The organism is Umezakia ovalisporum Ak1311 (assembly GCF_029891685.1).
GTDB classification, from domain to species: domain Bacteria; phylum Cyanobacteriota; class Cyanobacteriia; order Cyanobacteriales; family Nostocaceae; genus Umezakia; species Umezakia ovalisporum.
Map to the genome: position 1 here is coordinate 56,331 of NZ_JANQDJ010000077.1, position 13,362 is coordinate 69,692.

The following is a 13,362-nucleotide window of genomic DNA, read 5'->3' on the forward strand; positions in this document are numbered from 1 at the left end:
TGGTTTCAAGTTGATTGAAATTTTCAAATCCAAAATTCTCCGGTTTCTAGTCCCTATTCTTCATCTTCTAAAGATTCGCGGGAGAGAGATTCGTAAGTTGGCCTAGGTGGTGTGCGTCGGTTTGATTGGTCTGCCATTAAATCGACTTCCACATCTAAGGAGTTACCATCTGCTTGGGTTTCTACCTTGTGCACGGCAATGTCTAGTCCTAAGGATTGCAGTTCTCGCATCAGCACTTTAAAAGATTCTGGTGTGCCTGGTCGGGGAATTGATTTTCCTTTGACTATGGCGTTCAAAGCTTCGTTGCGTCCTTGCATATCGTCTGATTTCACTGTCAGTAATTCCTGCAAGGTGTAAGCGGCACCAAAAGCTTCTAAGGCCCACACTTCCATTTCTCCAAAGCGCTGACCACCTTGTTGTGCTTTACCTCCTAGGGGTTGCTGAGTCACGAGGGAGTATGGTCCAGTGGAACGAGCGTGGATTTTGTCATCGACCAAATGCACAAGTTTGAGAATATAGGCAACGCCCACAGTGATGGGTCGGTCAAAGGGTTCACCGGTGCGACCGTCGTACACAATGATTTTGCCGGGGTTATCTGAGTTGTATACCCAATCTTTGCCTGTTTCGTCCCGTGCTTCTTGCAGTTTTTCATGAACGATGCGCCGGGATGATTCTTCCCCGTACATTTCGTCAAATGGAGTAATTTTAAACCGTACTCCTAGGTTATGAGCCGCCCAACCTAACATACATTCAAACACTTGACCGACATTCATACGACTCGGTACACCCAAGGGGTTGAGCACAATGTCCACTGGGGAACCATCTGCTAGATAAGGCATATCTTCTATAGGCAAAATGCGGGAAATAATGCCTTTGTTACCGTGGCGACCCGCCATTTTATCGCCCACTTGGATTTTCCGCTTTTGGGCTACGTATACCCGGACGACCATGTTGGCTCCTGGTGGCAATTCGTCGCCTTGTTCACGGGTAAATAAACGTACGTCAACCACGCGTCCTTTTTCACCATTGGGAACTCGCAGTGAATTGTCTCGTACGTCTCGGGCCTTTTCACCAAAGATGGCGCGGAGGAGTTTTTCTTCTGGTGGTTGGTCTGATTCTCCTTTGGGAGTGACCTTACCAACTAAAATATCTCCGGCTTCTACCCAAGCACCGATACGGATGATTCCTTGTTCGTCTAGCTGACGCAAAGCGTCTTCTCCCACGTTGGGAATTTCTCTGGTGATTTCTTCGGGACCGAGTTTGGTTTGTCTGGCTTCAATTTCGTATTTTTCAATGTGAATAGAGGTGTAGATATCCTCTTGGACGAGTCTTTCGGAAATTAAAATCGCGTCTTCGTAGTTATAGCCTTCCCAAGGCATATAGGCGACGACGATGTTTTGACCTAAAGCTAATTCTCCGCCTTCTGTGGATGAACCATCGGCCAGAACTTGACCTGCGACTACCCGCTCACCAATGCGGACTAGGGGTTTTTGATTTAAACAAGTATCTTGGTTGGATCTTTGGTATTTGGAAAGTCGATACTTAATTTCTTTATTATCTGGGTTACCTGTCTTGGGGCGAACACGAATTTCCGTGGCATCTACGTAGGTGACTTCGCCATCGGTACGAGAGACTATGACCATACCCGAGTCTCTCGCGCCTTGGGCTTCTAAACCAGTTCCAACTAAAGGACGCTCTGGTTTAAGCAAGGGCACTGCTTGGCGTTGCATGTTGGAACCCATCAGCGCTCGGTTAGCGTCGTCATGTTCCAAAAAGGGAATCATGCTGGTAGCTACGGAGACAATTTGCACCGGGGATACTGCTACGTAGTCCACTTGTTCTGGTGTTGTGGTAGCCCAGTCTTGGCGATAGCGGACGGGTACTTGGGGTCCTTTGATGTAACCGTTTCCATCTAGAGGTATGTCGCCGGTGGCGGTGCGGAGGTCATCCTCTTCGTCGGCTGTCATGTACACCGGGGGAAGGTCAAACCTTACTCTTCCGTTTTCTACCGGACGAAAGGGGGTTTCTAAAAATCCGTATTGGTTGACCCGGGCGTGGGTGGCTAGGGAACCAATTAAACCGGCGTTGGGACCTTCTGGTGTTTCAATCGGACAAATTCTGCCGTAGTGAGAAGGGTGAATATCTCGCACAGCGAACCCAGCACGTTCACGAGTTAAACCACCGGGACCAAGGGCACTGAGGCGACGTTTGTGAGTCAGTTCTGCCAAGGGATTAGTTTGATCCATGAACTGACTTAATTGGCTGGAGCCAAAGAATTCTTTGATGGCTGCTACCAATGGTTTGGGATTAACCAAGGATGCTGGGGTTAAAACTTCCGCATCTGATACGGTCATGCGTTCGCGAATAATTCGCTCTAGGCGGTTTAAGCCCACACGGACTTGGTTTTGTAGTAGTTCCCCCACGCTTCTCACCCGGCGGTTACCCAAGTGGTCAATATCGTCGATGTTACCGATGTCGTATTCTAGGTTAATCAGGTAATCCACTGCTGCCAAAATATCCCCAGGGGTAAGTACACGCATGGTCTCAGGTACGGATAACCGTAGTTTTTTGTTGAGTTTGTAGCGTCCTACTCTACCCAGGTCATAACGTTTGGGGTCGAAGAAACGGGAGTCTAATAGCTGTTGTCCACCCAAGACTGTGGGTGGTTCACCCGGTCTTAACTTCCTGTACAACTCCATCAGGGCTTCTTCTTCAGAAAATTGCCCTTCTTTTTCAATGGTTTTTTGGAAATATTCTGGGTGGCGTAAAGCGTCAAATATTTCGTTGTCTGATAAGCTTAGGGCTTTTAACAGTACCTGTGCTGAGAGTTTACGGGTTTTGTCGATGCGTACCCACACTAAATCGTTACGGTCTGTTTCAAATTTCAGCCATGCTCCTCGGTTAGGGATTAAGCTGGCTGAATAGGTACGCCTCCCATTTTTGTCGATTTCAGATTTGTAATAAACTCCAGGGGATCTGACGATTTGGTTGACAATCACCCGTTCGGCTCCGTTAATAATAAACGTGCCTCGGTCTGTCATTAAAGGCAGATCCCCAATAAATACTTCCTGTTCTTTAATATCCCCTGTTTCTTTGTTTAACAGACGTGTGGGTACATACATTTGTACGGCATAAGTACTGTCCCGCCGTTTAGATTCCTCGACACTGTACTTTGGCTCCTTGAGTTTGTAGTTCTGACCTAAAAAGTGCAGTTCTAGTTTGCCTGTGTAGTCTGTAATTGGACTAAAGGAGTTGAGTTCTTCTATTAGCCCTTCTTCTAGAAACCAACGAAAACTAGAACGCTGAATTTCAATTAAATCGGGCAATAAAAAGGCGGGTTCCATATATGTATCTGTAGTCATGCCTTTACCTTAGTCAACCTGGTTAAACTTTGTTTGAGGACACTGCTTAAATCTCTTTTTTGCCTGTTCCCACTGCTAACTTGTGTCCATAACTGCTTGGGAACTTATCTTTTTTTATGCCATCTGCTATTTCTAGGTGTAAACAAACGCCGCTATTGAAACTGGAAACAGAGATTTTGGCAAGGGGGTAATCGCCTTTTTTTTCGGTTAAGGTGCGCTAAAATCCTAATAAGTTGATTCCTGGATAATAGGTGGCTGGAAAATTGACGAATTTTTTGTGCTTTTCTCACTTTTTCCCCTCAGCATCATCAATTGCCTAGACATCTCTAAGGCATTTTTGTTATCGATAATTCACCCTCTGTACTTAGGAGAGTCCCCTACACCCAGGGAAAGATCCGCGTGATTGCTTGGGTTTGATTTTCGTGGGTTTTTTCTCAAAATAATTTACGTTTTTTAACAATTTCCTATAGTTTAAATACATTACAAGCGCTTTTGGCTAAACTCTAGGTGACCGTCGAATTTTGACATCAGTCATAAATTCAGAACATCCGCGTGTAGAGATGAGGTGGATGATCGGGTTGATAACAGTGCTAAATCAATCTAAAAAGTTTTTAATTCCTTCCTTTTTTATTATGGCTTATTCAAAATGTTTTGGAGGGACTAATGCTAACACAATTTTGTCTTCCTGGGGTTTTATTTTTTCCCTCCAGCCTGGAGATGGATGAGCAGATTTTATAACGCTAATCGAAACAATTCGCAGGCATTTTGGGTAGTTTGAGCCGCGATGGCTTCCAATGTCTCCCCACGCAAATGAGCTACTTGTTCCGCTACATAACGGACATAGGCTGGCTCATTTCGCTTCTCACCTCGTTTAGGTACAGGAGACAAAAAAGGGCAGTCTGTTTCCACAAGCAGCCGATCGCTACTCACTATCGCCGCTGAAGCTTGTATAGTTTTAGCGTTTTTAAACGTTACCGTTCCACTAAAACTAATATAAAAGCCCAAATCCAGAAACCATTTTGTTTCCTCTGGTGTTCCACCCCAACAATGCATTACACCCCTGGGAATTACTTTGGTGCTTTCCCGCCACTGTTGTAAAACTTCCCTCACTTGTGTGGCAGCATCACGACAATGGATAATCACCGGTAGATTCAGTTCACAAGCGATGGCCAGTTGAGCTTCAAAAGCCATGCGCTGAACTGCATAGTTATCTGCTTTATAAAGATCCATGCCCATTTCTCCAATGGCCACAACCTTCGGATCTGATCGAGCCAAAGCTTTAATTTCCGCCCCTGTATCCCTGTCCCATTTATCTGCATCTAAAGGATGTAAACCAACGGCAAAGCTCAGTTCTGGAAACTGGTGCGCTAAGGCCTGGATAGTGGAGAACTCTGATGGCTCAACACAGGAATGTACTAGATGCACTACACCCGCCTGTTGCCATCGCGATCGCACTGTCGCTAAATCCGGTTGGAATGTATCAAAGTTCAAATGAACGTGAGTATCAATCAGCTGCATTCCAGTTATCCGTCATCACTCACTTGTCCTAATTGCACCGTCAGTAATCAGTTATATTTAATATATTTACCGATTACTGAAGAATTAAACTACTCAGCAGATGGCGCAGTCAGGGGTTTGAGCTTCGTTGCTAGCCTTGATTTTTTCCTAGCGCCATTGTTTGGATGGAGAACACCCCGCTTGACAGCCTTATCAATTTTGCTGAAAGCCTCAGACAGACGCACCTGTACCTCTTTTTCTAATTCTGAGTTAGGATTAGCAGCATAAACATTTACTGCCGTGAAGTATTTTTTCATCAGCGTTTTTACTGCTGACTTATAAGCTTTGTTACGCAGACGATTGCGTTCTGCGATTTCGGCGCGTTTGAGAGCAGATTTTGTATTCGCCACGGTCAATTCCAAAAATACTATTAATATGTACACACACTACTAGACTTACTAATATAGCATTCATCATGCCAATGTCAGAATTTATCAAAAAAAAAGTTTCTCTCAACCACTGACCAGTCATTGTTTGATGACTAACAACCAATAAACAATCATCAGTCGCCAAAAGTATCCTTGACAACTTTGCAGTTGATGTGCAATCGACGCAAAAAATGCGTTAAAATAAGACACCCCTGATAAATGTTAGTTAGTAGACTAAAAAAATAAGTACAGTTTATACTCAGACCCTACTTCACCTCCTTGATGCAGGAAAACTGGATGTGCAAAAACTCCCCCAGGACAGTGCCCAGGAGACCAGGCTAGGTTGTAAGGGTAGTAGGTATGGCACACCTTCTCCCTGCCGTATATCCAAGGGCTGACCGCCAGGGTGAGCCAACAAGATAATTCGGACTGAGGAATGAAGTCGCCTTCTCCGGCAAACTATGTGCTAGCAAGCCCCGGAGTATCAAAAAAAATCCAGGTTAAGCTAGAGAAGAGAATTAGATTTAGCTCCACCAGCTCACTGGTCAAAAGTTAAGACTAATTCTCAGGCGGGAATATTCTAAATTTTGGCATTCTCCTTACTCCATGCTGCGAATCATTACTCAGCAGGCAGATGTTGTAGCAGAACTGCAACGTATCTGCAATCGCACACAGGACGCACAGGTTCTTCACAAAGAAGCAACTGTGCGCGAAGTATTGCAAGCAGTGCAGCGCCAAGGCGACAAAGCTGTTTTGCATTATACAGCTGAATTCGATCACCAAACTCTAAAATTAGAGGAATTGCGTGTTAGTGGGTCAGAACTTGATGCAGCCTACCAACAAGTATCGAAGGAGTTGCTCCAGGCAATTCAGTTAGCTAGCCGCCAAATTGAAGCATTTCACCGACAGCGTATTCCCAAAAGTTGGGTACATTTTGGCGATGATGATGTGGTGGTGGGCAAACGCTATACCCCAGTAGATATTGCCGGTTTATATGTGCCTGGCGGTCGTGCTGCCTATCCCAGTACCGTACTCATGAACGGTATTCCGGCCAAAGTGGCTGGTGTAACTCGTGTAGTCATGGTGACACCACCAGGTAAAACAAAAGCAATTAACCCAGCTGTTTTGGTAGCTGCCCAAGAAGCAGGAATACAAGAAATTTATCGTGTTGGCGGAGCCCAAGCCATCGCAGCTTTAGCCTACGGTACAAATACAATTCCTAAGGTGGATATCATTACTGGCCCTGGCAATATTTACGTCACCTTAGCCAAAAAACTGGTTTACGGCACTGTGGGCATTGACTCCCTAGCGGGGCCCAGTGAAGTACTAATTATTGCCGATGAAACAGCAAATCCAGTCAATGTGGCAGCTGACTTGTTAGCACAAGCTGAACATGACCCAATGGCGGCGGCAATTTTATTGACCACAGACACGGCTTTAGCGAAAAATGTCCAAGTAGCTGTAGAAAGACAATTAGTAGATCATCCACGACGGATAGATACAGAAAAAGCTATCGCTCACTATGGCTTGATTGTCGTAGTGGAATCTTTGTCAGCAGCAGCAGAGTTTTCTAATGAATTTGCCCCCGAACATTTAGAACTACAAGTTGAAGATCCTTGGACTCTACTTTCAGAAATTCGTCACGCCGGGGCAATATTCCTGGGCTATTCCACCCCAGAAGCTGTAGGAGACTATGTAGCAGGGCCTAACCACACCTTGCCCACTTCCGGCGCAGCTCGTTACGCTTCACCTTTAGGAGTAGAAACATTTCTTAAACATTCGAGTATTATTCAATACTCGCGTACTGCACTACAAAGAGCAGCTGGGGCCATCGATGCCCTAGCAACAGCTGAGGGACTGCCATCCCATAAAGATTCAGTCAGACGCAGGATTCAGCAGGAAGAATGATTGAGAATATTGTTTTTTTTCATAAACTATTGGACAAAACTACCCCATGGCTGCAGGATATAAAATTGAACAGTAGTGGAGTTAATCAGCAGTCATTGATTGAAATCCTTTGAACCAAAGCTCTAACCGCCCACAACTTGTATCAACCAATTATATTAAAGAGGTCTACCTTGGAGGAGATCAGTGGTGCTAAAAAATGTTTTGGTAGCTCTTGATGAATCAGAAATTGCAGGAAGAGTCATTCAAGCTTTAAACGACTTGGTATTTGCCAATGATGCCAAAGTCATTCTCTGTCATGTGTTTCCCACCTCGGAATCAGAGAAGCAACTGCCCGCAGATCGCCCTAATCCAAAATCTTCAAAGTTTTTTGATTTTCCCATTGAAAAACAACTGTTAAACTATAAAGAAAATTTATCATTTAACAGCGAACTAGAGTTGGTAACCGGCGATCCTGCCGAAGAAATTATTCGTCTTGCCAATATCTACAAGGCTGATCTAATTCTAATTGGCAGTCGCGGGTTAACAGGGATGAAGCGAATTGTTTTAGGTTCTGTCAGTACTCAGGTAGTAGAAGAAGCCAATTGTTCCGTATTGGTAGTTAAACCAACTTAATTACTGCTTTTTGGCAATTCCATAATTAAAAGCAGGAATCGCCATAATCAGCCAGATACCAACAGCCATTAATTAGTTCTGGGCTTTTGATTTACTAAAAAATGACGTAAACTCAACAAATTTAGGGTCTGACCTAAATTGAGAGGCAACATTGAAACTCCCTCCAAGCGAGACTGCACCCAACCTTCTCCCCAGTACCATTCATGAAAGCCATCAATGCCTCCACTGAGTAGCAACCGTAAACAATTGGGTTTTGCCACCTGCACTTGATGGTGAATTGAAACTAGCCCAGTCCAGCTTGTAAACTGATATCCAGGGTGTAACTCTTCTGGCATTCCTGGTGGCAACTTTTGCCCCACAAGCCATTTCCCTACATTGTCAGGATTTTGCAAACTTTCACGAATCGCACTGGCAGAGGCAGTGATTTCTATCCGTAGTTGACTTTGTTGAAAATTACCCAGCATTTTTAAGAATTGTTTAAAGATCAGGTCTGAAATTTTAGTGGATTGTAGTTCTAGTATTGCAAATACAATCACTTATCACAGTGTCGTTTTTCTACGAGACAAGTATTTAGAATATAGACAAAGTAGACTTGTTAAGAAATTGAAGGTTTTCCATGGCTGATCAATTAATTCGTGCCACAGCAGCCGACGGTGGTATCCGTGCTGTAGGTGTGATTACCAATCGTTTGACAGAAGAAGCACGGCAACGTCACAAGTTGTCTTATGTGGCAACGGCAGCACTGGGCCGGAGTATGGCAGCTGGTTTATTAATGGCTTCTAGTATGAAGCGGCCTGGTTCTAGGGTAAATATTCGTGTCAAAGGCAATGGTCCATTAGGTGGTATCTTGGTAGATGCTGGCTTGGATGGAACAGTGCGCGGCTACGTTGCCAATCCTGGAGTCGAATTACCTCCTAACAAAAAAGGTAAACTAGATGTAGGTGGTGCAGTGGGTCAAGGCTACCTCTATGTAGTGCGCGACATCGGTTATGGCTATCCTTACTCCAGTACAGTGGAACTAATATCGGGAGAAATAGGCGACGATGTAGCTCATTACTTAGTTAATTCCGAACAAACTCCTTCAGCCCTGGTTTTAGGTGTGTTTGTAGGAGCAACTGGTGTACAAGCCGCCGGAGGGTTGCTAGTTCAAGTTTTGCCCAAGGCTGCCAGAGATGAATCCCTAGTAGCAACATTAGAATCAAGGGTAGCTGGGTTGTCTGGATTTACACCATTGTTACAAGCAGGTAAAACATTGCCAGAAATTTTTAATGACCTACTAGGGGACATGAGTTTGTCTATATTCCCCGAACGTCAAATCTTGCGCTTCCACTGTGGTTGCTCTTTTGACCGTGTACTGGGAGCATTAAAAATCCTAGGCAAAGACGAGTTGCAAGACATGATTATTAAAGATGATGGCGCTGAAGCCATTTGTGAGTTTTGTGGAGAAGTTTATCAAGCAAATAGCAACCACTTAGCTCAATTAATAGTTGACTTGCAGGCTGAATCTTCTGTTTCACTTTAAAGTATAGATTAATACTAAAGGTTGATAGTATTTATGGTATCTGTGGTGGTAGGGTATTTAATAAAGTGGCTTTAAAATAGCTTTTCAACTACGACAAAGTTACTGCGACAGTATCATAATTATCAGCCCAAAACAGATTCCTATTCAACTATTTTGGTGTGAGAGATGACAGAGCGGGATATTCCTAAAACTTGGAACCCATCTAGGGCAGGAGAGCCAGATGATATGAGAAAATTATACCGAACGCCACAATTCGGTGAAGTTCCAACATTTGGTGTATCGGGTGCTGGTTCTACCTCTGAGTCAGTGAAGCAACAAGAACAGGACAACCCCGAATTATGTTTAAATCCTCAGTCAGCAGAAAATAATTTACCAGGTAAAAATCCTGGGAAAATCCCAGACTGGATGAAAAACTGGTTTGTGTGGGTACTAATGTTAACGTTAATTCCAGGTAGCGTGGGATTTCTCGCTATGGCAATGCTGCTCAAATTACCAAGCGCCCCCAATTGCCCTGGGATTTACCGACCCTTTGTCAGTGCTTCAGTCAAATTACATTGCGCTCAGATATCAGCTTCTAAGCAAAATGTCAAGGATTTGTTGCAAGCGATCGCTATAGTCAGTAAGATACCAGATGAGCACCCCCTGCGGGGAGAAATTAATCGTTTCTTAGAAGAATGGTCACGGGATATTTTGCAATTGGCAGACCAAAGTTTTCAAGCCGGAAATTTACAAGAAGCCATCGCTACCGCCCGTCAAATACCTCCCGACCTACCACCATATGAACTGGTAGGTGAACAAATCAGCAAGTGGGAATCAACTTGGTCTAAAGCACAAGCTATATACACGGAAGCTGAAGAAGAACTCAAACAACGGCGTTGGAATTTAGCATTTATGGTAGCGGCTAAATTACTGCGTGTGAATAATGAGTATTGGTCAACTGTCAAGTATGATCAATTGAGTGATTTAATTACTTCAGCACGGGAAGATGGTGATAAATTAACAAAAGCGGAAAGTTTAGCCAATAGTAAAGCAGTCAATAACTTACTAAAAGCCGTTAAAATATCTGAATCCATTAAACCGGAAAGCTATATGTATGAAGCAGCGCAGGAGCTGATTCCGGAAATTGGACGTAAAATGCTCGATTTGGCAGAAGCGAGTCTCCGTAGCCGCGATGCGAACACAGCCCTAGATATTGCCAGACAAATCCCGCAAAACACAGGATTACAGTCAGAAGTAGAAGACTTTATCACTTTAGCTGATGCCTACAGTAGTGCCTGGATGGGTACGGTATCGGGTTTAGAAATAGCTATTTTTCAAGCCCAACAAATTGATGTTTCTAGACCAACTTATGATAAGGCACAAGAATTGATTTCTCTTTGGCAACTGGAAATCGAGGATGTGACGCGGTTAGAAAAAGCCAGGTCACTTGCCACCCAGGGAACTATCGAAGATTTAACAGCAGCAATTAGTGAAATCGAGTTAATTCCTTCCAACAACCCCCGGGCTTCAGAAGCTAGAAAAGAAATGAACCGTTGGCGTAACCAAATAGAAACTATTGAAGACAGACCTATTTTAGAACGCGCTCAACAATTGGCATGGCTTGATGACATTAATTCTTTGCAAGCTGCAATATCAGAAGCAAGCCGAATTCCTCGGGGTCGAGCATTGTATTCTGAAGCCCAGAGCAACATCAGCAAATGGACAGCATCTGTGGAGCGAATACAAGATCAGCCCTATTTAGATCAAGCAAAAATGCTAGCCCAGAGTGGTGATTTAAGGAATGCTATTACCATTGCCCAACCAGTTGCATCATCAGGGCGAGCCCTTGCTAGGGAAGCCAGAAAAAACATAACAAATTGGCAAGAGCAGATCCGAGCTAAAGAAAACTGGAACAAAGCCAAACAAGTAGCTATTGCAGGCACATCGGACGCATTATCTCAGGCAATAAAAATAGCAAGCAGAATTCCTAGAAATAGCTTATTGCGTATGGATGTGAACATTGCTATTGATCAATGGAGTCAGGAATTATTAGATATTGCTCGTTCCCAGAGTAATCTTAATGTTGTCAGAGCCATTGAAACTGCTAAATTAATTCCACCCAATAGTTCTGCTTATAGTACCGCGCAACAGCAAATTCGGAATTGGCAGTATCTACTTCAGCCTGAATCTCCAGATTTTCAGCCGAGTCTCCCCATTATTGAGCAGTAATTTTTTATATTAAAACTGTGGAGATGTCTCACTGTAAGAAACTGGGGAGGGATATTAGACAGGGGGAAAAAGTTGAGAACTAAGCTATGAAGCATATTTTTTGGTGCGATTCGTAGTTTTAGTTCTTGATTCCACAGTAAACTCGGGTATTTCTACTAGCTCCCCTTCACTTAAACTATATTGTTCACAAACCAAACTCAAGCGATGTCCTGATGTTTTTACAGTATTAACAGAATGAATTAAATCACCTTGAAAACACAATAAAGTATTGATTTGCGGTTTAATTTGCCCAAGTTGGCGCTTCTCTGACTTAAGTACCAACTCTCCTCCTTGCATATCTTCAGGTAAGCGCACATAAAGAACACTGACAAACAGAGGTGGTGCAACGGTTTTACAGTAAGAACGCAACGACCGATCAATGTGGGGGTCCACACGGGAACCTTCTTTAAGTTGCAAGGGATTGAGGTAAAAAGCATTACAACTTGCTTGGAGAGCTAAATCTAAATAAAGCTTAAAATAGGGAAATTTTTGTTCTACCACGGAAATATGCGATCGCTTAAATACCAAAGAGAAACCCTTAGTCCCCACAAAATCACCGTTGAGATTATTGACAGCAAAATAAGGACAAGCCCGGATTTCTCCCCACAGATTATTTAAGTAGTCATTGGGGAAAGCGTTGTGCTGCTGTTGACAGTATTTCACAATAAGCCTGGGAAGTGATAAAAAACAATGGGTGCCATGTGAACAGTTCAAAAGTGAATTGTCTTGCTTTGTAGTCAACTTTTTAGTGCCCAGTGCAAAATCTGGTCAATCATCCGATTCCCTTGGGAACCATAATCACCCCCAAACAAATTAAAATGATTGAGAATGTGATACAGATTATAAATTGTTTTTCTCTGCTCATAACCTGGGTCTAAAGGAAAAACCTCGTTGTAACCTTGGTAGAATCCAGATGGAAAACCACCAAATAATTCCGTCATAGCAATATCTACTTCCCTGTGGCCAAAATAAATAGCAGGGTCAAATATCACAGGTTCACCCCCAATGATAAACCTAGCATTGCCACCCCATAAATCACCATGGACTAAACATGGCTGCACGTCATGACTAGCCAACAGTTCAGGAATAGCCGCCAGTAACTGATTTTGTCGAGGAAAACTCCCACCCCGTTCCCTAGCTAACTCAAATTGATAACTCAGACGATATTGACTATAAAACTCCCCCCAGTTTCCTGTCCAAGTGTTAATTTGGGGCGTAGAACCAATAATATTGTTAATTTTCCATCCAAAACCTTTGCTAGTGGTGACTTTGTGCATGGCTGCTAGCTTGCGTCCCATTTCTAACCAGGATTGACTATTACCCCCTCCCATTTCCAACCATTCCAAAACAATATAGCCACAATTACCAATAGCACCCCAGCAAATTGGTTTCGGTACACGAATGCTATTCGTAGCCAATATTTCCTGTAAACCCAGGGCCTCAGCTGCAAACATCTCAAGTTGAGATGTCCGATTAAGCTTCACAAAGTAAGTCAAATTACCATCAGAAATGGCATAACCTTCATTAATGCAGCCACCACGAACACTGCCCTTATGCTGAGTTTGAAATTTTGCACCAGTTACTTCACTAATATGAGTGTCAATTTCTGTCCACATTTTTAAATCTTTAGGAAATCTTTAGGATTTTCTGAAAAAAACGAAAAAAACTTGAGCAGACTTGTACATGTTGATTATTTGAACTAATTGATATCGGTGTTGATAATCCCCTGCTTAAAAGGCATAGGGAGTATCAAATCAATAGCATCTTTCTCACCCTTGTACCTACT

The 13,362-nt window shown here is 43.4% G+C and carries 11 protein-coding genes; 4 read left to right on the top strand and 7 right to left on the bottom strand.

Translation table 11 applies throughout. The features are described 5' to 3' along the window. Nucleotides 1-53: 53 nt before the first annotated feature. The 3 genes from rpoB to rpsT form a co-directional block, all read right to left on the bottom strand. Complete coding sequence (gene rpoB / locus NWP25_RS14960) at nt 54-3,362, bottom strand: DNA-directed RNA polymerase subunit beta (protein WP_280651565.1); 3,309 nt, start codon at nt 3,360-3,362, stop codon at nt 54-56. A gap of 732 nt (nt 3,363-4,094) precedes the next feature. After that, nucleotides 4,095-4,880, bottom strand: coding sequence for a TatD family hydrolase (locus NWP25_RS14965; RefSeq protein ID WP_280651566.1), 786 nt, complete (start codon nt 4,878-4,880; stop codon nt 4,095-4,097). 89 nt (nt 4,881-4,969) lie between these two features. Beyond that, nucleotides 4,970-5,269 carry a 30S ribosomal protein S20 gene (rpsT, locus tag NWP25_RS14970; protein WP_280651567.1) on the bottom strand — a complete coding sequence of 100 codons (300 nt, stop codon included), beginning with the start codon at nt 5,267-5,269 and terminating at the stop codon, nt 4,970-4,972. Nucleotides 5,270-5,893: 624 nt separating this feature from the next. Here rpsT and hisD point away from each other — a divergent pair. Both hisD and NWP25_RS14980 read left to right on the top strand, forming a co-directional pair. After that, nucleotides 5,894-7,195, top strand: a complete 1,302-nt coding sequence (gene hisD / locus NWP25_RS14975) for a histidinol dehydrogenase (protein ID WP_280651568.1) — start codon at nt 5,894-5,896, stop codon at nt 7,193-7,195. A gap of 186 nt (nt 7,196-7,381) precedes the next feature. Further along, the gene (locus NWP25_RS14980; protein ID WP_280651569.1) at nt 7,382-7,807 is read left to right on the top strand and encodes a universal stress protein; all 426 of its coding nucleotides are present in this window, start codon (nt 7,382-7,384) and stop codon (nt 7,805-7,807) included. Nucleotides 7,808-7,875: 68 nt separating this feature from the next. Here the strand turns inward: NWP25_RS14980 and NWP25_RS14985 are convergent, their stop codons facing one another. Next, nucleotides 7,876-8,271, bottom strand: coding sequence for a hypothetical protein (locus NWP25_RS14985; RefSeq protein WP_280651570.1), 396 nt, complete (start codon nt 8,269-8,271; stop codon nt 7,876-7,878). A 152-nt stretch (nt 8,272-8,423) separates the two neighbouring features. Between NWP25_RS14985 and hslO the strand changes: the two genes are divergently transcribed. Further along, on the top strand, nt 8,424-9,329 hold the full coding sequence (gene hslO, locus NWP25_RS14990; RefSeq protein ID WP_280651571.1) for an Hsp33 family molecular chaperone HslO: 906 nt from the start codon (nt 8,424-8,426) through the stop codon (nt 9,327-9,329). Between the two features lie 165 nt (nt 9,330-9,494). Beyond that, a complete protein-coding gene (locus NWP25_RS14995) occupies nt 9,495-11,537 on the top strand; it encodes a chromosome segregation ATPase (protein WP_280699689.1) in 2,043 nt (680 codons plus the stop codon). Here the strand turns inward: NWP25_RS14995 and NWP25_RS18735 are convergent. From NWP25_RS18735 to NWP25_RS15005, 3 genes are all read right to left on the bottom strand, one after another. Further along, nucleotides 11,507-11,632, bottom strand: coding sequence for a hypothetical protein (locus NWP25_RS18735; protein WP_390903490.1), 126 nt, complete (start codon nt 11,630-11,632; stop codon nt 11,507-11,509). The genes NWP25_RS14995 and NWP25_RS18735 overlap by 31 nt on opposite strands. Further along, a complete protein-coding gene (locus tag NWP25_RS15000; RefSeq protein ID WP_280699691.1) occupies nt 11,622-12,239 on the bottom strand; it encodes a 2OG-Fe(II) oxygenase in 618 nt (205 codons plus the stop codon). The genes NWP25_RS18735 and NWP25_RS15000 overlap by 11 nt, the downstream gene beginning before the upstream one ends. A 74-nt stretch (nt 12,240-12,313) precedes the next feature. Further along, nucleotides 12,314-13,192 (bottom strand): fructosamine kinase family protein, encoded by an 879-nt coding sequence (locus NWP25_RS15005; RefSeq protein WP_280651574.1) that lies wholly within the window; start codon nt 13,190-13,192, stop codon nt 12,314-12,316. Nucleotides 13,193-13,362: the final 170 nt, after the last annotated feature.